Annotated in this window: 23 protein-coding genes; 14 read left to right on the top strand and 9 right to left on the bottom strand. The window is 66.9% G+C overall.

The genetic code is table 11. The features are described 5' to 3' along the window. Nucleotides 1-3 precede the first annotated feature (3 nt). Both OG394_RS00900 and OG394_RS00895 read right to left on the bottom strand, forming a co-directional pair. Nucleotides 4-222, bottom strand: coding sequence for a hypothetical protein (locus tag OG394_RS00900; RefSeq protein WP_328992789.1), 219 nt, complete (start codon nucleotides 220-222; stop codon nucleotides 4-6). Further along, nucleotides 219-959, bottom strand: coding sequence for an SDR family oxidoreductase (locus tag OG394_RS00895; RefSeq protein ID WP_328992788.1), 741 nt, complete (start codon nucleotides 957-959; stop codon nucleotides 219-221). The genes OG394_RS00900 and OG394_RS00895 overlap by 4 nt, the downstream gene beginning before the upstream one ends. A gap of 141 nt (nucleotides 960-1,100) precedes the next feature. On the opposite strand from OG394_RS00895, the gene OG394_RS00890 reads away from it, so the two are divergent. From OG394_RS00890 to OG394_RS00880, 3 genes are all read left to right on the top strand, one after another. Then, nucleotides 1,101-2,300, top strand: a complete 1,200-nt coding sequence (locus tag OG394_RS00890) for a low temperature requirement protein A (protein ID WP_328992787.1) — start codon at nucleotides 1,101-1,103, stop codon at nucleotides 2,298-2,300. A 44-nt stretch (nucleotides 2,301-2,344) separates the two neighbouring features. After that, a complete protein-coding gene (locus tag OG394_RS00885) occupies nucleotides 2,345-2,851 on the top strand; it encodes a universal stress protein (RefSeq protein WP_328992786.1) in 507 nt (168 codons plus the stop codon). A 65-nt stretch (nucleotides 2,852-2,916) separates the two neighbouring features. After that, entirely contained in the window at nucleotides 2,917-3,501 is a 585-nt protein-coding gene (locus tag OG394_RS00880) for a hypothetical protein (protein ID WP_328992784.1), read from the top strand. Nucleotides 3,502-3,507: 6 nt separating this feature from the next. Here the strand turns inward: OG394_RS00880 and OG394_RS00875 are convergent, their stop codons facing one another. Continuing rightward, complete coding sequence (locus OG394_RS00875) at nucleotides 3,508-4,959, bottom strand: hypothetical protein (protein ID WP_328992783.1); 1,452 nt, start codon at nucleotides 4,957-4,959, stop codon at nucleotides 3,508-3,510. A 201-nt stretch (nucleotides 4,960-5,160) separates the two neighbouring features. Between OG394_RS00875 and OG394_RS00870 the strand changes: the two genes are divergently transcribed. Further along, nucleotides 5,161-6,753: a hypothetical protein gene (locus tag OG394_RS00870; RefSeq protein ID WP_328992782.1), complete on the top strand. Its 1,593-nt coding sequence runs from the start codon at nucleotides 5,161-5,163 to the stop codon at nucleotides 6,751-6,753. A gap of 11 nt (nucleotides 6,754-6,764) precedes the next feature. Here the strand turns inward: OG394_RS00870 and OG394_RS00865 are convergent, their stop codons facing one another. The 3 genes from OG394_RS00865 to OG394_RS00855 form a co-directional block, all read right to left on the bottom strand. Then, nucleotides 6,765-6,926: an acyl-CoA dehydrogenase family protein gene (locus tag OG394_RS00865; protein WP_328992781.1), complete on the bottom strand. Its 162-nt coding sequence runs from the start codon at nucleotides 6,924-6,926 to the stop codon at nucleotides 6,765-6,767. A 439-nt stretch (nucleotides 6,927-7,365) separates the two neighbouring features. Then, nucleotides 7,366-7,839, bottom strand: a complete 474-nt coding sequence (locus OG394_RS00860; RefSeq protein WP_328992780.1) for an Imm26 family immunity protein — start codon at nucleotides 7,837-7,839, stop codon at nucleotides 7,366-7,368. A 438-nt stretch (nucleotides 7,840-8,277) separates the two neighbouring features. Beyond that, nucleotides 8,278-8,694 (bottom strand): CBS domain-containing protein, encoded by a 417-nt coding sequence (locus OG394_RS00855; RefSeq protein ID WP_328992777.1) that lies wholly within the window; start codon nucleotides 8,692-8,694, stop codon nucleotides 8,278-8,280. 252 nt (nucleotides 8,695-8,946) lie between these two features. On the opposite strand from OG394_RS00855, the gene OG394_RS00850 reads away from it, so the two are divergent. From OG394_RS00850 to OG394_RS00835, 4 genes are all read left to right on the top strand, one after another. Continuing rightward, nucleotides 8,947-9,198 carry a hypothetical protein gene (locus OG394_RS00850; RefSeq protein WP_328992776.1) on the top strand — a complete coding sequence of 84 codons (252 nt, stop codon included), beginning with the start codon at nucleotides 8,947-8,949 and terminating at the stop codon, nucleotides 9,196-9,198. Nucleotides 9,199-9,363: 165 nt separating this feature from the next. After that, complete coding sequence (locus tag OG394_RS00845) at nucleotides 9,364-9,705, top strand: hypothetical protein (protein WP_328992775.1); 342 nt, start codon at nucleotides 9,364-9,366, stop codon at nucleotides 9,703-9,705. Nucleotides 9,706-9,875: 170 nt separating this feature from the next. Continuing rightward, nucleotides 9,876-10,097 carry a hypothetical protein gene (locus OG394_RS00840; protein ID WP_328992774.1) on the top strand — a complete coding sequence of 74 codons (222 nt, stop codon included), beginning with the start codon at nucleotides 9,876-9,878 and terminating at the stop codon, nucleotides 10,095-10,097. Nucleotides 10,098-10,231: 134 nt separating this feature from the next. Then, a complete protein-coding gene (locus OG394_RS00835) occupies nucleotides 10,232-10,636 on the top strand; it encodes a hypothetical protein (protein ID WP_328992773.1) in 405 nt (134 codons plus the stop codon). 53 nt (nucleotides 10,637-10,689) lie between these two features. Here the strand turns inward: OG394_RS00835 and OG394_RS00830 are convergent, their stop codons facing one another. Next, complete coding sequence (locus tag OG394_RS00830; RefSeq protein ID WP_328992772.1) at nucleotides 10,690-10,944, bottom strand: hypothetical protein; 255 nt, start codon at nucleotides 10,942-10,944, stop codon at nucleotides 10,690-10,692. A gap of 209 nt (nucleotides 10,945-11,153) precedes the next feature. Here OG394_RS00830 and OG394_RS00825 point away from each other — a divergent pair, with 209 nt between their 5' ends. Beyond that, on the top strand, nucleotides 11,154-12,350 hold the full coding sequence (locus OG394_RS00825) for a hypothetical protein (protein WP_328992771.1): 1,197 nt from the start codon (nucleotides 11,154-11,156) through the stop codon (nucleotides 12,348-12,350). Between the two features lie 30 nt (nucleotides 12,351-12,380). On the opposite strand, the gene OG394_RS00820 is transcribed toward OG394_RS00825, so the two are convergent. Continuing rightward, nucleotides 12,381-13,724, bottom strand: a complete 1,344-nt coding sequence (locus tag OG394_RS00820; protein WP_328992769.1) for a sensor histidine kinase — start codon at nucleotides 13,722-13,724, stop codon at nucleotides 12,381-12,383. A gap of 241 nt (nucleotides 13,725-13,965) precedes the next feature. Here OG394_RS00820 and OG394_RS00815 point away from each other — a divergent pair, with 241 nt between their 5' ends. From OG394_RS00815 to OG394_RS00795, 5 genes are all read left to right on the top strand, one after another. Beyond that, on the top strand, nucleotides 13,966-14,334 hold the full coding sequence (locus OG394_RS00815) for a hypothetical protein (RefSeq protein WP_328992768.1): 369 nt from the start codon (nucleotides 13,966-13,968) through the stop codon (nucleotides 14,332-14,334). 78 nt (nucleotides 14,335-14,412) lie between these two features. Next, nucleotides 14,413-15,087: a response regulator transcription factor gene (locus tag OG394_RS00810; RefSeq protein ID WP_328992767.1), complete on the top strand. Its 675-nt coding sequence runs from the start codon at nucleotides 14,413-14,415 to the stop codon at nucleotides 15,085-15,087. 22 nt (nucleotides 15,088-15,109) lie between these two features. Continuing rightward, nucleotides 15,110-15,709 carry a DedA family protein gene (locus tag OG394_RS00805; protein ID WP_328992766.1) on the top strand — a complete coding sequence of 200 codons (600 nt, stop codon included), beginning with the start codon at nucleotides 15,110-15,112 and terminating at the stop codon, nucleotides 15,707-15,709. Between the two features lie 153 nt (nucleotides 15,710-15,862). Then, nucleotides 15,863-16,918, top strand: coding sequence for a glucose 1-dehydrogenase (locus OG394_RS00800; RefSeq protein ID WP_328992765.1), 1,056 nt, complete (start codon nucleotides 15,863-15,865; stop codon nucleotides 16,916-16,918). After that, on the top strand, nucleotides 16,915-18,726 hold the full coding sequence (locus OG394_RS00795; protein ID WP_328992764.1) for a glycoside hydrolase family 15 protein: 1,812 nt from the start codon (nucleotides 16,915-16,917) through the stop codon (nucleotides 18,724-18,726). The genes OG394_RS00800 and OG394_RS00795 overlap by 4 nt, the downstream gene beginning before the upstream one ends. Here OG394_RS00795 and OG394_RS00790 read toward each other — a convergent pair. Then, nucleotides 18,695-19,453 carry a CPBP family intramembrane glutamic endopeptidase gene (locus OG394_RS00790; protein WP_328992763.1) on the bottom strand — a complete coding sequence of 253 codons (759 nt, stop codon included), beginning with the start codon at nucleotides 19,451-19,453 and terminating at the stop codon, nucleotides 18,695-18,697. The two genes, OG394_RS00795 and OG394_RS00790, sit on opposite strands and share 32 nt — an antisense overlap. Nucleotides 19,454-19,455: the final 2 nt, after the last annotated feature.

The raw sequence follows: 19,455 nt of genomic DNA, 5'->3' as shown, positions 1-19,455 counted from the left end.
TAGTCAGGTGGTCTCGCTATGGTCGTCGCCCTCCAGGGCCTTCGCAGCGCCCAGAATGCTGCGAAGGCCGACCTCGTCTCGCTCGACGTCCGTCGGGTCGTACAGCCAGGTAGCGGGCCCACCGGACTCCTCCGGGTGACTCGACTCAGCCATGGCCAGCTCGGCCTCGACTTCCGCCTCCAGGTTGTGCAGGAAGGCGTTCTCGTCCGTCGGACTGGTCACTTTCCCTCCCAGTCGCCGTAGTGGGTCTCACCGAGGCTCGCGCCATCGCCAGGTACCAGCGCGGTCTCCGAAGGCGAGACGCCGTAGTACACGGCCTTGGGATCCGTGACGACCTCGCGAGGATCGTTGCGGGCCGCGAGCGCGCGCCGGAAGAACTCGTCCATGCGGTACCGCTCCGGGCCGGCGACCTCGATCCGCCCGTTGACCGGCGTGCCGACGGCGGTCCGGCCGACTGCCTGCGCCACGTCGTCGCCGGCGATGGGCTGGAAGAACACGTGGGCGAGTCGCACGGTGGTGTCGTGCGTGGCCGCATCCGCGATGCTCGGGACGAACTCGAAGAACTGGGTGGCGCGAACAATCGAGTACGGGATCGACGAGCTCTCGATCAGCTTCTCCTGCGCGAGCTTGGCCCGGAAGTACCCGCTCTCGAGCAGCAGCTCAGTGCCCACCACCGAGAGCGCGACGTGGTGCCCCACGCCCGCTGCCGCCTCGGCCGCGAGCAGGTTGCGGGTGGACGTCTCGAAGAACTCCAGTACGGCAGCGTCTTCCCACGACGGCGAGTTCGACACGTCGATCACCACGTCCGCGCCGTCCAGCGCCTCGGCGAGTCCTTCGCCGGTGATGGTGTTGACGCCGGTGTTCGGCGCGGCCGCCACTGCAACGTGGCCGTGCTCGCCGAGCCTCGACACGATCTTCGAACCGATCAGACCAGTACCGCCGATGACGACGACCTTCATGGCACACCTTTCTGTCCGCCGGGGCACTCGCTGCCGTCCGGTCAACAGCTAAGACCGGACAGCCCGGCGACTTGTGACAAGTCGGCCGTCACAGACCGGGACGCTGCCCTGTCCATCTCTAGGACAGACAGGAGTGGAACCTTGGCCGAAGCAACCAGCAGAATCCGGCTCCGCGTGCGGATGAGCGCGCGACCGATCGATGAACCGCACCGCGTCACGAGCCCGCTCGAACTGCTCTTCGACCTGACCTTCGTGGTCGCGGTCGCTGCCGTCACGGCCCAACTCGCGCACCAGATCGCCGACGGCCATGCCCTCGAGGGGATCGTGCCGTTCCTGCAGGTGTTCTTCGCGATCTGGTGGGCGTGGATGAACTTCACCTGGTTCGCGTCGTCATACGACACTGACGACGTCATCTACCGGCTGCTGACCATGCTGCAGATGGCCGGCGTTCTCGTACTCGGCGCCGGGGTATCGGCTGCAGCCAACGACTCCGACTACCGCCCCGTCGCGCTCGGCTACCTGATCATGCGGATCGGCCTGGTCGCCCAATGGCTGCGGGCAGGCGTCGAGGACAAGGCAAACCGGCGTACGGCGCTGCGCTATGCCGCGGGAATCGCCATCCTCCAGGTGGCCTGGATCCTCCTGGCGCTGGGCGTGATGCCGTCATCGACCCTGCTGCCGCTGTTCGTGGTTCTGGCCGGGCTCGAACTCGCCGTACCGCGATGGGCGGAACGGGCCAGCCCGACCAACTGGCATCCGCACCACATCGCCGAGCGCTACGGCCTCTTCACCATCATCCTGCTCGGCGAAAGTGTGTTCGCCGCGACCACAGGCGTCGAAGGAGCGCTACAGAACGCCGAGATCAGCGGCTCCTTCATCACCATCGCAATCGCCTCCCTCATCTTGCTGTTCGCGCTCTGGTGGCTCTACTTCCTCCAACCGGCAGGCGAAGCTCTCAGCGATCGCCGCCACCGCTCCTATCTCTGGGGCTACGGCCACTACGGCATCTTCGCGGCCCTGACAGCCCTCGGCGCCGGTCTCGAAGTCGCGGTCGAGCAGACCGGACACGCCCTCAAGGCATCGCCAATCACAGTTGGCTATGCCGTCGCCATCCCGGCCAGTGTGTTCCTCGCCCTGCTCTGGGCCGTGCACGCGCCCCTCGTCGCGAAGCCCGTCATTCCACTCGCGATGGTCCTGAGCTGCGTCGCCCTCATCCTGCTCTCGCCACTCGCCGTCGGGTGGATCGGCGTCTCCGGCGTGGTCGCCGCGATCGCAACCGCCTGCGCCCTGCTAATCGCCGCCACCATCACCCGGCAGGCCACTGGACGACTGGGTTACTGAGGCGCACGCTGGGGATAACGGGGACCGCTTTGAGGAGGTGCGCCGTGGATGAGCGGGAACACGTCATTGTCTGTGGAGTGGATGGTTCGCCTGCGAGTCGGCAAGCACTTGAGTGGGCGATCGACGAAGCCGTCCGCCGAGGTTGCCGACTGCGTGCCGTGACGGTCTGGTCCTGGGACGGTCTGGAGTCCGGTACGGCGACCAGTAGTCCGCAAGAGGCGAAGCGTCGGGCCTCGGAAGTCCAACAGGGAGAGCTGGACGACATGCTCGGCGACCGCTCCGTTCCGGTGGTGGAGAAGCTGGTCCTGGAAGGTCGTCCAAGTGAGCAGCTGTGCACCGCCGCCCTCGATGCCGAACTCCTGGTCCTGGGCAGCCACGGTCACGGCGTAGTCCACGACGTCCTGGTCGGCTCAACCAGCCAGCACGTCATCCGGCACACGTCCTGCCCGGTCGTGATCCTGCCCGACCCGCGTCACGCCAAGCGCGAACTGAAGCGCCACCACTCCAAACACCGAGCCTCGCCACCCCAAGGCATCGGCCCAATGTTCTGAGCCACTGATCGGCCGCTGGACAGACAGGTCCAACGGGCGTTCACTGGATCTGGGGGTACCGGCTCATGGCGATATACGGGTTGGTCTGGCATGCGATCTGCGGCGTGCTCGGTGCGTTGGGCATCGTGCTGGCGTTCGTCATCGTGCCCGTAGATGTGATGGTCACGCTGATGGTCGCCGGCGTCTTCGCTGGAATCATGGCCGCGCTCTTCTACTGGTCAGAGACGCCGGACGAACGCTCCGCGCACAAGCGCCGATGGTCCATTCTGATACCGGTCGTGACGACTGCCTCCCTGGGCATCGCCGGCATCGGCGCAGTGCTGGGCGCGGGTGGCACCATCGGCCTCATGCTGATCGCCGCCATCAGCTCGCCGCCGGCAGCGCGCTGGTACTGCAGCAGACTCCAGCACACTCCAGAAGCAGACGCCGAATCCCTTCCGATCAGCACAGCCGAGCTCTGCCAACAATGGCAGGACAGCTACGAAACGTTGCGCGGGGCAACTACCCCGGCCGCCCGGCTGCGCATCGTGGAAGCGCGCCAACGCTGCCTGGACGAACTAGAACGACGTGACCCCGAAGGCCTGAACGCCTGGCTCGCCTCAACCGCCAGCGCCGCCGGCGACCCCAGCCGCTTCCTCACCGGCGGCTAACCCAGGTCACTGCCACAGGTGGCAACCCTCTTTCGCGAAGGCGTCCGGGTCTTTCGTTTCAAGGCTCGGTTTCGTCCTGCCATCGTTGTTCAGACGTAGCACAGACTTGTACCGCTTGGTCGCCAATACCGGATCGTACGCGTCCGCGAGTTCGGGATCTGTCGCTCCCATGGCACAAGCCAGGGGCGCGATCCGGAACGGTTTGCCGTTGAGGTCCAGGCGTTTCTTGTACTTGGTGCCGGCCACCTCGTAGGAGATGTCGACATAGAACTCTGATGCGTGAGACTTCGCCGCGAACCAAAGCGAAAGCGTCTCCTTGCCGCCTTTCGGCAGGGAGAGGCGCTGGACGCTGAAGAACGGCTCACCCGGCTCCCCCGCCGAATTACGCTCACGCGGAGCGGGGGCCAGGTCGTCCATGTTGAAGTTGACGATCGTCGGCGTCTCACCGCCGCCGACTTGACGTAGCACGAAGGCGGCGTCGAGCGGTACTGCTTGGTGGGTGAGGACGGTGCGGATGTCGTAGACCGTCACCTCGCGCTCGTCGAGTCCCTCGAGGCCCATCTCCAGCATCATGCCGTTCAGCACGTAGGCGCCCGCTTCGACTTCCTGTTGGGCGAACGTGTCCACGTCTTCGAATTCCAGCAGTTTCGCCTGGGTGAGACGTGCCGCCGACTCCTTCATCCGACCGACCTGGTTCGCCGGATATACCAGCGCGAGGCCCCCGTTCACGCTACCGAAGCCGTAGTTGGTGATGCCGAGTGAGTGATTCTCGGGCTGGACGCCGGCAGCTTCCCCCTGCTGATCGACGTCGAACGGCGGCAGTCCTTGCTGAGCCGCGACAAGCACAGTGCCCAGCATTGCGAGCACAACGCCAATCACCACGACCGGCCACCGCCGCCTCTTCTTCGCGGGCGGCTCCGAATCCGACGTCTGCGACCATTCACCTTCCCGCTCCGCGGTGAGCCAAATGTCTGAGCTGAGCTGCACGGCTGTCGAGGAACCTTCGCGCGCGGCGATCATCGTCTCCGCCAGCTGGTCAATGGCGTCTGCGAGGTCGCGTCGGGCCTCCGACGACTCCGTTCGCAGTTCTCCACGCTGGGCTTGAGCGAGCCACGCCCGGCGCTGGTTGAGTCCCATCGTCCGAAGGTCGGGTGATTCCAGCAGGTTGAAGCTCAGTGCGACGCAGTACCGATAGCGAGCCTCTTCGGTTGCGGGCGGAAGTTGGTCGTCGCTCGACCGGAAGGTCAGGCCCGAAATCAGTTCACGCATTCTTGCGGCGACGATGTCGCGGGCAGACGCGAGACTGCTGTCGCTCTCGATGTCCCAGTATCTCCGCAGCTCGCTGAGATCTCGGTCGAGCAGCTTCAGCAGGTCGGGTCTCCACACCCCTTCGTTTCTGGCCAGAACTCGAAGAGCTTCACGAACTTTCGGACGCTCATCGGCTCGATCAACCGCCATAGTCCCCACCCCATGCTTCACCCACCTGTGAAATGCGGAGTCTAGTGTCCCGTCAACGATGTGGCTCGGTGTAACAGTCCGTGTGTCTCCTCGATACACGGGTGGGGGTTGAGGCAATTGCATATTCAGGGAACGTCCTGGCGGATGAAACTCGCGATGGTGTCGGCTCTGGCACTGCTTACCGGCGTGGGCGTTTTTGCCATGACAAGGCAGAGTGATCCGCACGAGACGGCCGAGCCGAAGGTGTGGCCGCGGCTGTTCTATTCGTACTTCACCAAGACTGATCTCGTAGTCATGCGCGAAACGGAGATCGTCGCGCGGGTGCCCGCACCGTTCGTTCCGCAGTACCGTGGCGCGGTCTGGACCACAGACGGCCGGTACGTGGCAACGTTGGTCGACAATGTCGCCGAGATCGAAAGTGCCGATCCCGAGAAACGCGAACTGGTCGCGGTGGAAGCTGCGACAGGCGAGGTCCGACGGCTGAAGTGTCGCGGTTGCACGAGTCTTACGGCGGTCGGCGGCAGCGAAGTACTGGCCTCGGTGAGCGACAGCACCACGGGGATCGGCGCGTTGAGCGGCATTCTTCGCGCCGACCTCGCCACGACTCAGGCACCTGTGTCGCTGTCGAAGTCCGTAGCCGTCGACGGGGTTTCCTTGACGCATGCCATGTTCGTCGCCGGAACGGCAGGAAAGGCCCTGTTGATGGGCATCGACCGCCATGAGCGGAATGCCTTCTACTTCTACGATCGGCAGGGAAGGCACCGGTTGTCCGGGACGACGACGAGTCCGAGGGACTCCGCCCGCTTCGTTTCCGACGCCGGCGCGGTCGCGATCGGCAACGAGTTGCGCGTCGCGGTCGGCTCGTCGGTCAAGGCCAGCGGGTACGAATGCGCGGAGCTCGGCGCGGTCGACATCCACTCGTCGAACGGCTCTGCGATGGTGAACACCAGACTCGCCGATATCTCTGACCGAAGTGACAAGCCCGGCGTCACCTCGATGGTCGGCACGCGCGACCTCTGGTGGGAGTCTGACGGTGAGCTCCATGCCACTGCATACGCCGGGCGCTGTGTCGGCACTCCAAAGATGACGACGCAACCGACGGAGTGGAAGTTTCATGACGGCCGGTGGTCCCAGGTCTCGAAGGAACCGAGATGGCAGGTGCGCCCGCTCGGGAGAGCGGCACGCCTGCTCCTGCTCCCTCAGCCCACGTTCGCCGACCAGAACGAGCTCGTGCTCGAAGCCAACGGCCGGCGCGTGCTGATCGCCCCTGACGTGGTCGCCATCGCGGCCGCGCCACCCAGTACCGAGGTCGCGGACTGTGTTGCCTGCGAGTTCGTCGTCGACGCGGGATACCGGGAGCCGGCTCGTAAGCCGAGTCCTGGGCGAGCGGCATTCGTGGGTACCTGGTCTGTCCACGGATGGGAGGTTCACGTCCGAGCGAACCAAGTGGCAACCAGCCGCCGATGGCGCGTTTCCTGCGTTCGTCCCTTCAACGAGGACTGCCTCGCCGACCTGACCTATGCGGTCGCGATCGATGCGGGCGCTCGGACGATGCGCCTCACACTCAAGTCCGTCCGGTACGCGATCAACGATGGCAACGGCGGCGCCGGTCGACCTGTTGAGCATCCGGTGTTCGAGTCCCAGTCGGACGCCTACAGGATCGGCGAGACGAGCACGTACCGCTGGGTCCGACCGGGACTCATCAAGGACATCACGGTCCCGCCGGAAGCTGGGAACCCCTACCTGTGTAGCAGTCAGCATCCTCCGCAGGACGCCAGGGAGTGCGGCGCCTAGCCATCCGATGCCTACTTCAGCTCCGCGGACGTCTTTCCCAGCAAGCGGCGGGCGATGATCAACTGCTGGATTTGTTGGGTGCCTTCGAAGATGTCGAGGATCTTCCAGGTACGTGCGAGGGCAGGTCGGCGATTGCCGCCGATCTGCCCTCTGACCTGCGGTTTTGTTCTCATCAGTTCTCGCTCCTGAGCACCCCTTGCCAACGTCCCACGGAGCAGCGACGGAGCAGGGGCAGGCATCGTCATGGTGCCGACAGGGGACTCGAACCCCCTAATCACCGCTTTACCGGCCGAGACTTTCCATCAGGTCGCAACACTCCTCACCATTGCCGCTGACCTCGCCATATGCCGTGTCAGGCATGCTGACGTCTCCCATCACTTGCCATCACCTGCCGCCCATTGAGCTGAGCAAAGAGGTGAGCGCCGGCGGTGGAGCACACCTGACCCGGCCTCGACTAGGCCAGGTCTAGAGCCGCAGCCGCGAAGCGCGTACGTCTGGTAGAACTCCGCGGACCTCACCGTGCGGGCCGAACCATTGACGACGCGCCCGTCCACCATGACTTCGAGCACAGCAAGATTGCGAGTTCCCACCACAGAAAGGTGGTTCGCCGGCTCAGACCGCTTGGATTGGTTCCGCAGCGAGAAGCCGTTGAAGTCTGAGCTCCGCGAACTCCGCACCAGCCAGGCCGTCCTCCGGCAACTGACGAACCACTTCTTCAGTCGACAATGCCTGGCCTTTGTAGGCTAGTTCATCGTCGTACTTGGATCTAAAATAACGCCCACTGAGCTCCTCGAAACGCCCGAAGATCGGCACAGGCCATTGACGCCTATCCCATCTGGGAAGACTGCCGATAGGTTTCCATGTACCTTCAATGAGACCAAGATCGCCCACTCGCGTGATCCAGACCGACTCCTCCGGATCGAAATTCGCCGCCGTCACCGTCGGGACCCCAGAGAACTTCTTCCCGGAGAAGTACGCCAGGAGCAGGCCGCTACTTGCGCGCCTCGCCACCACTCCAACCGCGTATGCATCACCACCATTCAGCGGAATTGCGACCAGGTCACCTTCCGTTATCGACTCGCCCATCACCACTCCATTCGCTGCCCGACGACGCCACATGGTAAGCCTCGACAACAAGGGGACGAACCTGGCCTGCTCCATACCACGAAGGTGCGATCGGAGAGCAGGATTACCGCTCAAATACCGGTCGGCGACATCCATATACTTTCCAGTTCTCCTGGATTTCTCAACGAAATCGGTCGAACATACCAGCGAATCGCCCCGCGGAACAGACAGACCGACTACGACACCACCCGGGTTCGCTCATTCGACGAATGTGCGTACCGCGCCGCGAAGTCGCCGCCGGCGTGAACGCAGCCACTGTCATTAGGCTCGGGCAATCCGCTGTCACCGGACGTAGGCGTGTCCAAGCTCGCCGGTCGGCGAACGGCCTGATCGACGATCGGTCGGCTAGGACGGGTCCGCGATCAGGTTGACTCCAGGACGCAGCAGGACTTCATTCGCTCAGGGTTGGGAGATGCCCTCGACCGTGTCACCGGTGGACTGCTCAGGCATCGCGCGGGCGATATCGGCCTGCGCGAGCATTCCGACCAGACGGTGCCCGTCGATCACCGGGAGCCTCCTGACCTGGTGCTCGGTCATCGTCGCGAGGGCTTCCTCGATGCTGTCGTCCGCGCCTATCGTGACCGGCTTTCCCTGTCCGAATTGGCCGGCATGCGCACTCCCTGGATCACCACCGTCGGCTATACACCGGACGACGATGTCACGATCGGTCAGTACGCCCTTCAGCCGATCGTCTTCCCCGCAGATCGGGAGCGCCCCGACGTCGAGATCTCGCATCTTGCGCGCCGCTTCCACAAGCGTCTCGTTCTCGCCGATACATTCCGCACCCGCAGTCATCAAATCTCGTGCTTTCGTCATCGCCACCACTCCCACGACTGCTTCGTCCTGACCAGATATCCGCGCAGGTCCCCCTTCCGGCCACACCGAAACGCCTCGAGGAGGCCGTTTCCGTGGTGAATGACCAGCTGAACCGAATGAACGACAGGCGACCGGGTACAGCGCAGGGTGACTGAACCAACTTCGTCACCAAGTCGGCCTGAAATCCGGCGTCCGATACAGCAAAGCGATCCGCCCCAGGTTGCCCAGCGCTCCTCCGAAGGAGGAACTGTCATGTCCGTCCTCACCCGTCTGAAGGACTGGTGGCGCGCGCGTCAGGTCAGCGAGGCCGACGCGCCAGCAGACACCGGCGGCGCGCTCAGCCGCGACACGGGCGGCGAGCCGCAAAGCGAGGGCGGCGACGCCCGATCGACCACAGGCGCCGGTGTCAACGAGACCTTCGTCGGTCGAGTCGCCGGAGACGACGAGGGCTACGCCGGCCCCACCGGCGCCGAGACTCGGCAATCCGACGACACCAAGGAATGACCGCTCCCTGTAGTCCCTGAATCTCGGACGTCGATCCGGCACCTCCGCGACCCCGTACGCCATCGCCGCCCTCCTGGCCTGGTCCGGCTGAACCGCCGTCGCCCAGGTTTCCATCACAGTCTGCCGGGCACTCGCTGACTATCCGATCAAGATACGGAGTTGGCCATGACGAAGGACAACAACCGCGGATTGCCGCTGCCCGATTTCGACCAGCTGCCGCCGGAGGCCGTGGCCACACGGATCAGGTCACTCAACGGCGCTCAGCTCAAGCAACTGATGGAGTACGAAAGCGATCACGCCCACCGGCCGATGGTCCTCGAGGTGCTCGCGCGGCGAAGCGCGCAACTGCGCGAAGGTGCGCAGCGGACCAGCGGCGACCCGAACGCGATCAAACCCGAGGTCCCGGGCGCCCCCGAGACCGGGTCCAAGGTCGGGCCCGACCCCGGCCCGACGATCAACCCGCCGCCTCACGGCGATCCCTCGAATCCCGCACATCCTCGACGCTGACCGCTGTGCCTGCCTTTGGCCGCAATCACCTGCCGGCCGCGTATTTGCGCCCGTCTCGGGTACCTGGCCTGTGTCGTCGGCCCGGTGATTGACTCCTCATACTCCTATCGTCGCCGGGCCGGCGCCTCGGTCCTCAGAAGCCAGGACCACAGAACGGCCTTTGGGGCGGCATGGCACAGCTGCAGGAGATGACGGTCCGCGAGTTGCTGGTGGAGCTGGCGCGGGTGGAAGACGAGGTCCGGCACCTGCGGACCCAGACGACCGCGCACTCGGCGGCCAAGGACGACGAGGCCATCGTCACCGCCGCCCAGCAGATGGCCGAGCTCGTCACGCGGGAGCAGCAGCTCATCGCAGAGCTCCACCGACGGACGCCCGAGGCACCGCCGACGTGATCGCGACGACGCCGGCCCGGTCGCCCATGGACCGGGCGATCGAGTCATAACCCCAGTGGTTTGATGGCAGCGGCCCTGCGAATGACTCTCCTCGGCGTGGGCGCGATCGCTCAACGCCGGCATCGTCGGTGGCGATGAACTCGCCGCGGTTCGCGCCGGCGGGCCTGCTGCTGCGGTACGGACGGCTCCGGATCGCGTTCGACGGTGGCCCGGCGCCGAACCACCGGACCGGCTGGACGCCTGGCTGGTCACCGACGAGCGCGCCGAGCTGCGCACGTCGATCCTTGCGCGTTGACGTCGTACGTGCCGTGGGTGGTGGAAGGCTCTATCGGCAGCCGCGTGCTAGTGGGCATGACCACTACCTCGTCTGCCGCTACTGCTTGCTAAGCCGAACGGTCGACGCCGAGATCGTGCAGCGCTGGGCCGAACATATCGCCGTGAAATCGGGCTTCACCGACGTCGAAACACCCTCGAACTCACCGGCGTCTGCGCCCGGTGCCGGCCAGCCGTCAGCAAAGGCGACCCTTCGTGCCGCCTAGCGCCCGACCGCCGCACCCCTTCGTGTACGGACTAGACCGTCGGCTAGGGCGACTCAGTGTTCGTGGACGTGATCGCCGTGCTGGAAATGCCTGTGGCCGTCGTGCAGGTGGTCCTCGTGATCACCGTGCTGGACGGTCTCGCACCCGTCGCCGGTGTCGTGGGTCATGTCGTGGCCGGTGTGGACCTTCGCCTCAGGGTGGCGCTCTTGCCCGTGCACATGGTCAACGTGGTCCTCGTGCTCGACCGTCTCGCACCCGTCGTCCGGCAGGTGTTCGTGGTCCGTGACCTCGGTATGCGTGGTGCTCATGTCCGGCTCCCTTCGCCGCAGGCGGGTTCGGATCCTTCCACCCTGCTCCTGGCCGACGGCAAACTGCAAGGGCCCTCACTGCCGGCACCACCAACCAGGCCATCGGGACCAGTTGGTCCGACGGATACGCGCCGCGTGCCTCACGTCGACCGGAGCCGCGGCTCGGGTATCGCTGGCCGGTAGCGGGCCTTTCATCCAGGCTTAGGCGCATGGCATTAATGCGGTACGTCGTGGGGGCGACCCTGGCGCGGACGGCGGGCGGCGGCGCCGCGGTAGGGCTTGTCCTGCTGGCCGTCGACCGGCTGAGCGGCCATGCCGAACTCGTTGGCGGCCTGTTGGCAGCGGGGCTGACGGCCCCTCATCTACTGGGGCCAATACTCGGCAGGCGACTGGACCAGGCGCGGGACGGTCGGTGGTTTCTCTGCTCGGCGTTCCTGCTCTTCGGTGCGGCCCTCGCAGCCGCGGGCTTTCTGCTGGGACGTGCCCCTCTTCTCATTGTGGTGATGGCTGTTGTTGTCGCGGGCTTGTGCGGTCCGCTGCTGACTGGAGGGTTGAGCAGCCGGGTTGCCGACCTCACCAGCGCCGACCAACGGTCTCGGCGCCGTGGCGAGGCCTGGGACTCGGTCAGCTACGGCGTCGCCGGAACCGCCGGTCCGGCCGGGGTCGCGGCGGTTTCGACCCTTACCTCTCCGTTCGTCGCGATACTCGTACTCGCCGCAGCGGCCATCGTCGCCGCGGGCCCGACCCTCACCCTGCCCCAAGCCCCCACCCGCGACCGGCCGGCCGAGGTGGCGACGGTCCGGACCGTCCTGTCGCTGATGCTCCGCGATGGACGGCTGCGCCGGGTCAACTACGCGACCGTGCTGACATCGGTCAGTGCCGGCGGGATGTCGGTGATCGCGGTCGTGATGGCCGCCGAGCTGACCGGGCGGTCGAGTTCCGGCGCGGTCCTCATCGCGATGACCGGTGCCGGCAGCCTTGTCGGCGCCCTGGTTCTGACCGCGGTCCCACTCGAGGGCGAACCGGATCGGCTGACCACCTACTCGGTCCTGCTGATCGGCGCCGCGACCGGACTCGCCGCGGTAGCACCGACGTACCGGGTCGCACTACTCGCGTTCGTCGCCATCGGCCTGGCCAACGCTGTGTTCGTCGTGGCCACCTTCGCCGCCCGCTCGGAATACGCGCCGCCCGGCGCGCGCGCCCAGGTCTTCATCACCATGGCCTCCCTCAAGGTCGCGGCGGCGTCGGCGGGTGCCGCACTCGCCGGCCTCGCCAGCTCCCTCGGTCCTCGTGGTCTCCCCGCCGCGGCGGCCGTGGTCGTCCTGAGCGGCGGGCTGGCAACGATCATCGACCGGCAAGCCGACGCTAGAAGATCGCCAGGCTCACCGGGCCAACCGGCCAGCTGAGGAGCCGTCGAGGCAGGCGCGGGATCCTTGTTAGCTGAGTGGTAGGTGGGCGGTGACTACCGCACCGCCGAGTGGGTCGCCGTTGCGGGCTTGAACGGTTCCTCCGTGGGCAGCGACGATCGCACGTACGATCGCCAACCCCAGCCCCGCGCCCGACGTACCAGGTGTTCGGGCGGTATCGCCGCGGACGAAGCGCTCGAACGCCGCCTCGACGACTCCCGGTGGGAAGCCTGGACCGTCGTCGGCGACGTGCAGGGTGGCTGTTTGCGCGCTTCGCACGACGTCCACCCGGACCGTTCGTGATCCGGCCGCGGCGCTGTTCTGCAGCAGGTTCGCCAGGACCTGTCGCATCCGGTCGGCATCGCCTTGGACGGTCACGGGTTCACCGCGGACCTCGATCCGCAGTCCGAGCACAGGCTCTAGGCGCCGCGACTCCACACGGGCGAGGTCCAGCAGGTCAATCGGCTCGCGGCGAACGATCAGCGAGCCGGCCCGCTCCCGCGCAAGCAGCAGCAGGTCCTCCGCAAGCAGGGAAAGCCGCTCGGACTCACCGAGCGCCGCGATCAGGGAGCGCTCGACCTCGGCCGGTTCGTCCAGCGCCGACAGGGCGAGCTCGATCTCACCCCGGAGTACGGCGATCGGGCTGCGCAGCTCGTGGCTGGCGTCGTCCACGAAGGCCCGTTCCCGGGCGAAGGCGACCCGCAGCCGGCCGAGCATGTCGTCGAGAGTGCGCGCCAGCCGAGCGACCTCGTCATCCCCGGGAACCGTAGGCAGCCGTCGATCCGCCTCGACCGACGAGATCGCCGCCGCCTCGCGAGTCAGAACGTCGACCGGCCGGAGTGCGGCGCGGACCACGAGCCAACCAGCCGTCGCGAGCAGACCGATGAGCAGCGGCGCGGCGAGCAGGAGAACGAGTAACAGCCGTTCGCGAGCGGCCTCCAGTGGTTCGGCGGACACACCGACCGCCAGAACCTGGCCCGAGTCCAGCCGCCGGGGCAGCAGCCGAACCACCGACGGTACGGCGCCGCCGTCAAGCGAGACGGAAACCGTCGTCGGGCGCCCGCCCTGAACGCCGCGGACCCCTTCCTCAGTGAGCAGCCGACGCTGACCGAGCGACGGTGAACCGGCCACCAGAGATCCGTCGGCTGCATACAACTGGGCCAGCGGGTCACGGGCCACCACTCCGGCATCCCCCGCGCCCAAGGCAGCGGAGAGGTCGCCACTGCGCGTGGCCATGTCGCTGTCGAGGGCGGAGGTCAATTGATCGTCCAGCGTGACGTACAGCAGCGCCAGGCAAAGACTGAGTACGACCGCCGCACCCACGGCGAAGACCATCGTCACCCGCGCACGGATGGAGCGCGGCAGCAACCGCATCATTGACCTCCTCCGTCAGCGGCCGGCCAGGTACGGCGATTGTGCGGTGCGCGCCGCCCCGTCCGTATCGCGGGGGGCGAACCAAACGTGCCCCGCGCTCTCATCGTCCTCTCATCGAGGCTGCCCGAGGCTGGTTGACGTGGCATCCGATAACAGCCGAACGCCTGGCCCTGGTCAGGCGCAGCATCGTCTGGGGTTGATCAACCTCCGACCCAGGCGTGGCTGGGAGCTGCACCCCGCAGTGGGATCGAAGCTGGGTCGGCGTGGAAGGGCAGCCGATCTGGCCGGCAGCTGGGTCTTCCTCGCCGTGACCGGCCTGCTCTGTGGGGCCTCTCTGATGGCGGCCCGCCCGGACCGGCGGGTTGTGGCGGTCGCCATCCTCAGTGTGGTGCTGTCCGGTCTGGCGGTGGTGGAGCTGTCCATCGTCTTGATGACGACCCGCCGTACCGATGAGGTCGCCGCCGAGGTGGCGTTGTTCGATCTCGAGTCGAGCCGGCGGGCAGCCGCTGCCGTCGAGGACCTGCGCGACGAGGTCGAGCGGCTCCGCGCCGACCTCGCCCGGCTGACCGCTCTGCTCCAGACAACCGCGACCGATCGACGAGACCGGTGAGCCACTGCCATGAAACGAACGTTCCCAAGCTCCAACGCCGCGGCGACGGAAGCCGCGCCGGGTTCTACGCTGGCTGGTATGCGGTTGCTCGTGGTGGAGGACGATCCCGGGATGGCAGCGCTGCTGGTCCGCGGCCTCCAGCGCGAAGGGTACGCCGTGGACGCCGCCGCCAACGGTACGGATGCGCTGTGGAACGCGACCGAGAACGACTACGACACCGTGATTCTGGACGCGATGATCCCGGCGCCGGACGGCTTCGAGGTGTGCCGCCGGATGCGGGCAGAAGGTCGCTGGGCGCCGGTCCTGATGCTCACCGCGCGGGATGCCGTGGCCGACCGGGTCCGGGGCCTGGACGCCGGCGCGGACGACTACCTCACAAAGCCGTTCGCCCTCGCGGAGCTGTTCGCCCGGGTGCGTTCACTCACCCGGCGGGACCCAATGGAACGCCCCGTCGTCCTGCAGGTCGACGACCTACTGCTGGACCCGGTGTCACGGGTGGTCCGACGCGGCGACATCCAGGTGACGCTCTCGCCCAAAGAGTTCGCCCTGCTGCACGAACTGATGCGCCGCCCCGGCGAGGCGCTCAGCCGCACCTACCTGATCGACCACGTCTGGGACTTCGCCTACGACGGCGGATCGAACGTGGTCGACGTCTACATCCGGTATCTCCGTGACAAGGTCGACCGTCCCTTCGGGCGGGACACCATCCGCACCGTCCGCGGCGCGGGCTACCGGCTGGACCCAGACCGATGAGCAACCGGCTTGGCCGAAGGCAATGACGGGCCTCGTCCGGGAGCTGGCCAAGGTGCCGCCGTGGCTGCTGCTCCTGGCCGTCTTCTCGCTTCCCGCGCTCGAGGCCTCGACCTGGTTCGGGTTGGTGGTGCCAGGAGAGATCGCCGTACTGGCCGGTGGCGCCTTCGCTCATGAGGGACGAGTGCCGCTGATCGCCGTGATGGTCGCCGCGGCACTTGGCGCGATCACGGGTGACAGCGTGGGTTATCTACTCGGTACGAGATTGGGGCCGGCGATATTCGCTCGCGCGTCCGACTCGGCGAAGCCGCGGATCGCCCGGGCGCAGGCGTTCGTCCAGCGATTCGGCGGCCGCGCCGTACTGCTTGGGCGCTGGGTGGCGGGGCTCAGGGCTCTGGTGCCCTCCATCGCGGGCGCCGGAGGTCTGCCGTACCGGCGTTTCGTGGTGTTCAACGTTGCCGGAGGCATCCTCTGGGCTGTCGCGATGGCGACCGCCGGATTCCTTTCTGGCGAGGCCTTCGGCCGGGTTCAGCGAGACCTCGGCGCGGCTGGTCTGCTGGGCGCCCTCGTGCTCGTGGTTCTCGGCTGCGCGTGGTGGCTGCGCCGACGGAGAGTTCACGGCTGAGTCGTCGCCGGACCTCTCATCTCGTTCTCATCGGTCGCGCCGCAGGGTGGTCGTGAAACATCCAAGCAGTCCGGCCGAAGGAGACCCTCGGTGTGCGTCCCCACCATTCATTCGCCAGCAAAACTCAACCCCTCGCCATCGACCGTGCGCACGATGCAGGCCCTGACCGTCAGGCCCGGTGTGACCGGTTCGTTGAGCCTCAGGGACGTGCCGGAACCGCGTCGTGGGGAGGGCGGGCTGCTGGTCGAGGCGCTGGCGGTCGGCTTGTGCGGCACGGATTCCGAGATCATCAACGGCGAGTACGGCGAGGCGCCGCCGGGCGAGGAGTTCCTCGTACTGGGCCACGAGAATCTGGGACGCGTCCTGGAAGCTCCGCCGGCCAGCACGCTGTCGGTAGGTGACCTGGTGGTCGGCATCGTGCGTCGTCCCGATCCCGAGCCCTGCCCGGCCTGCGCCGCCGGTGAGTGGGACATGTGCCGCAACGGCCACTACACCGAGCACGGGATCCGCGGCCTGCACGGGTTCGCTCGCGCGCGCTGGCGGGCCGAGCCGGAAGCCGTCGTACGGCTGCACCCCTCGCTCGGACGGCTGGGCGTTCTGCTCGAACCCACCACCATCGTGGCGAAGGCCTGGGAGCAGGTGGAACGGATCGGACAGCGAGCATTCTGGCACCCGCAGGTCATCGCCATCACGGGTGCCGGACCAGTGGGCCTGCTCGCAGCGCTGCTGGGTGTTCAACGTGGCCTGCGCGTCCACGTCTTCGACCGCGTCACGACTGGGCCCAAGCCGGACCTCGTCCGGTCATTGGGTGCGACCTATCACCACGACTCACTGCCCGACTCCGGGATCCGAGCCGACGTGCTGTTCGAATGTACGGGCGTGCCAGAGGTCGTGGTCGACGTACTGCGGAACAGCGCACCCGATGCGATCGTCTGCCTGACCGGCGTCTCAGGCGTCGGTACGCAACTGCCGCTCGATGTCGGCGCACTGAACCGTGAAGCGGTACTGGGCAACAGAGTCGTCTTCGGAAGCGTCAACGCCAATCGGCGGCACTACCAGCAGGCCACCCGGGCGCTGACGACCGCCGACCACGCGTGGCTGGGCCGGCTGATCACCCGCACGGTCCCGTTGCACCGCTATCGCGAAGCGTTCAGCCGGCAGGCGGATGACGTGAAGGTCGTCCTCGACTTCGAGGCGGCCGGACAATGACCAGGATCGAGGACTATGCACTGCTGGGAGATCTGCACACCGCGGCACTGGTCAGCCGGGAAGGCTCGATCGACTGGTGGTGCGTACCTCGCTTCGACTCCCCGGCCTGCTTCGCGGCGTTGCTCGATACCGCCGAGGCCGGTCGATGGTTGCTCGCACCTGCGGCCGGTGGGTCCTGCACCCGGAGGCGGTACCGCGGCGAGACCCTAGTCCTGGAAACGGACTGGGAGACCCCCGAGGGTACGGTCCGCGTCATCGACTTCATGCCTCCACGTGGTGAAGCGCCGGACATCGTTCGGATCGTGCAGGGGATCAGCGGCGCCGTTCCGATGTACGGGGAGCTCCGGCTGCGCTTCGACTACGGGCAGATCGTCCCCTGGGTTCGCAATCTGGGTGGTGCGATCGAGGCAGTGGCCGGACCAGATGCCGCCTGGCTTCGGACGCCGGCGCCGCTCGAAGGCAGAGACCGTCGCACCGTGTCGGAGTTCACCGTCCGCGCCGGTGACACTGTGCCGTTCGTACTGACCTGGGCCGCGAGCCACGTCGACAGACCCGACCCGGTCGATCCTGCTCAGGCTCTGACCGCGACCGTCGACTTCTGGCAGCGCTGGTCGGCACGCTCGTCGGTCAGCGGCCGCTGGCGCGATCCCGTCCAACGCTCACTCGTCGTGCTCAAGGCGCTCACCTATGCACCTACCGGCGGCATCGTCGCCGCGGTCACGACGTCGCTCCCGGAACAGCCGGGCGGCGCGCGCAATTGGGACTACCGCTACTGCTGGCTGCGCGACGCGACGTTCGCCTTGCAGGCCCTTCTCGCAGCAGGCTATGTCGACGAGGCAACGGCCTGGCGGGAATGGCTGCTGCGGGCAGTGGCCGGCGACCCGAGCAAGCTGCAGATCATGTACGGCCTCGACGGCACCCGTCGGCTGCCTGAGACGAGCCTGCCGTGGTTGTCCGGCTACGAGCGATCGATGCCGGTTCGTACCGGCAACGCAGCGGCCGGCCAGCTGCAGCTCGACGTGTGGGGTGAGGTCCTGGACGGGCTTCACCTCGCCCGCCGGGCGGACCTCACCGGGGCTGACGACTCGTGGGACCTCCAGGTCGCGCTGATGGACTATCTGGAAGGCCATTGGCAGGAGCCCGACAACGGCCTGTGGGAAATGCGTGGACCGCGTCGCCACTTCACCCACTCCAAGGTGATGGCCTGGGTCGCGGCCGATCGCATGGTCCGCGGGGTAGTCGACAGCGGCCTGCCCGGGCCTGCGGGTCGGTGGGAATCCCTACGCGACGCGATCCACGCCGACGTCCTCACCAACGGATACGACGCTGACCGTGGCACCTTCGTCCAGTCGTACGGCAGCACCGGGCTGGACGCCAGTCTCCTGCTCCTCCCCCGCGTCGGTTTCCTGCCTGGCACCGACAAGCGGGTACTGCGGACGGTTCAGGCTGTCCAACGAGAGCTGACCCAGGACGGCCTGGTGCTGCGGTACCGCACCGAGACCTCGGACGACGGCCTTCCCGCTGGCGAGGGGGTGTTCCTGGCTTGCTCCTTCTGGCTGGTCGACGCGCTGCACTACGCCGGGCGGGAACAGGAGGCGATCGCCCTCTTCGAACGCCTACTTGCCCTGCGCAACGATCTCGGCCTGCTCAGCGAGGAGTGGGACCCGGTTAGCAGGCGCCAGCTCGGGAACACGCCCCAGGCCTTCAGCCATTTCGCGCTCGTCGTCAGTGCTCTGCAGCTCCAACGCCGACGCCCACATCGCAGCGACCAGCCGATCAGCCAGGCAACCAGCCGACTCGCCCGATGAGGTACGTCGCACCGACGAGAGCGACGACGTCGATCACCGCGTGCGCTACCACCATCGGCATCACCCGGCCGAACCGCCGGTAGATGTGGCAGAAGAGCATCCCCATCACGAGGTTGCCGGCGAAACCACCGAGGCCCTGGTAGAGGTGGTACAAGCCGCGGAGGAGTGCGCTGACCGTCGTACTGCGTCGTTTGGACCAGCCCAACTGCTCCAGCCGGTGGACCAGGTAGCCGAGGACGATGACCTCCTCGACCACGGCGTTCTGTACGGCAACCGCGACCAGGACCGGAACGCGCCACCAGGTGCCGGGCAACTCTGCGGGATCGACGGTCAGGTTGCCGCCGGAGGCGTGTGCCGCGAGATAGAAGGCCAGGCCGGCAGCGCCGACACAGCCGGCAATGACTGTCCCCCGGATCAGATCGCGGCGGATGTCCCGCCGGTCGAACCCCAGTGTCCGCAATGACTCGCCGCCCCGCGCCAGGAAATGTGCGACGAGCGCGACCGGTACGAGGGCTGTCACGACCGCGAAGACCTGCCAGGCGAGATCAAGCCAAGGACGGCCAGGCGCGTGCGAACCAACGATCACCGCCGTCTGACTACTGAGACGTTGATGCGAGGTCAGCGCACCGGCGAAGGCGATCACGGCCGAGACCGCGGAGGCGCCGAGGGACAGCGCAAGCACCAGCCACAGCTCCCCCACCAGTACGCGACGCCCCACCTGCGACACGG

This window comes from Kribbella sp. NBC_01245 (genome assembly GCF_036226525.1).
Taxonomy (GTDB): domain Bacteria; phylum Actinomycetota; class Actinomycetes; order Propionibacteriales; family Kribbellaceae; genus Kribbella.
This window is presented reverse-complemented; position numbering and strand designations above follow the sequence as displayed.

Excerpts from the sequence above, each read along its gene's own strand:
- OG394_RS00895 (WP_328992788.1), bottom strand. The coding sequence starts at position 959 with ATGAAGGTCGTCGTCATCGGCGGTACTGGTCTGATCGGTTCGAAGATC.
- OG394_RS00880 (WP_328992784.1), top strand. The coding sequence starts at position 2,917 with ATGGCGATATACGGGTTGGTCTGGCATGCGATCTGCGGCGTGCTCGGT.
- OG394_RS00875 (WP_328992783.1), bottom strand. The coding sequence starts at position 4,959 with ATGGCGGTTGATCGAGCCGATGAGCGTCCGAAAGTTCGTGAAGCTCTT.
- OG394_RS00870 (WP_328992782.1), top strand. The coding sequence starts at position 5,161 with ATGACAAGGCAGAGTGATCCGCACGAGACGGCCGAGCCGAAGGTGTGG.
- OG394_RS00865 (WP_328992781.1), bottom strand. The coding sequence starts at position 6,926 with ATGAGAACAAAACCGCAGGTCAGAGGGCAGATCGGCGGCAATCGCCGA.
- OG394_RS00860 (WP_328992780.1), bottom strand. The coding sequence starts at position 7,839 with ATGGGCGAGTCGATAACGGAAGGTGACCTGGTCGCAATTCCGCTGAAT.
- OG394_RS00855 (WP_328992777.1), bottom strand. The coding sequence starts at position 8,694 with ATGACGAAAGCACGAGATTTGATGACTGCGGGTGCGGAATGTATCGGC.
- OG394_RS00850 (WP_328992776.1), top strand. The coding sequence starts at position 8,947 with ATGTCCGTCCTCACCCGTCTGAAGGACTGGTGGCGCGCGCGTCAGGTC.
- OG394_RS00845 (WP_328992775.1), top strand. The coding sequence starts at position 9,364 with ATGACGAAGGACAACAACCGCGGATTGCCGCTGCCCGATTTCGACCAG.
- OG394_RS00840 (WP_328992774.1), top strand. The coding sequence starts at position 9,876 with ATGGCACAGCTGCAGGAGATGACGGTCCGCGAGTTGCTGGTGGAGCTG.
- OG394_RS00835 (WP_328992773.1), top strand. The coding sequence starts at position 10,232 with ATGAACTCGCCGCGGTTCGCGCCGGCGGGCCTGCTGCTGCGGTACGGA.
- OG394_RS00830 (WP_328992772.1), bottom strand. The coding sequence starts at position 10,944 with ATGAGCACCACGCATACCGAGGTCACGGACCACGAACACCTGCCGGAC.
- OG394_RS00825 (WP_328992771.1), top strand. The coding sequence starts at position 11,154 with ATGGCATTAATGCGGTACGTCGTGGGGGCGACCCTGGCGCGGACGGCG.
- OG394_RS00820 (WP_328992769.1), bottom strand. The coding sequence starts at position 13,724 with ATGCGGTTGCTGCCGCGCTCCATCCGTGCGCGGGTGACGATGGTCTTC.
- OG394_RS00810 (WP_328992767.1), top strand. The coding sequence starts at position 14,413 with ATGCGGTTGCTCGTGGTGGAGGACGATCCCGGGATGGCAGCGCTGCTG.
- OG394_RS00805 (WP_328992766.1), top strand. The coding sequence starts at position 15,110 with ATGACGGGCCTCGTCCGGGAGCTGGCCAAGGTGCCGCCGTGGCTGCTG.
- OG394_RS00800 (WP_328992765.1), top strand. The coding sequence starts at position 15,863 with ATGCAGGCCCTGACCGTCAGGCCCGGTGTGACCGGTTCGTTGAGCCTC.
- OG394_RS00795 (WP_328992764.1), top strand. The coding sequence starts at position 16,915 with ATGACCAGGATCGAGGACTATGCACTGCTGGGAGATCTGCACACCGCG.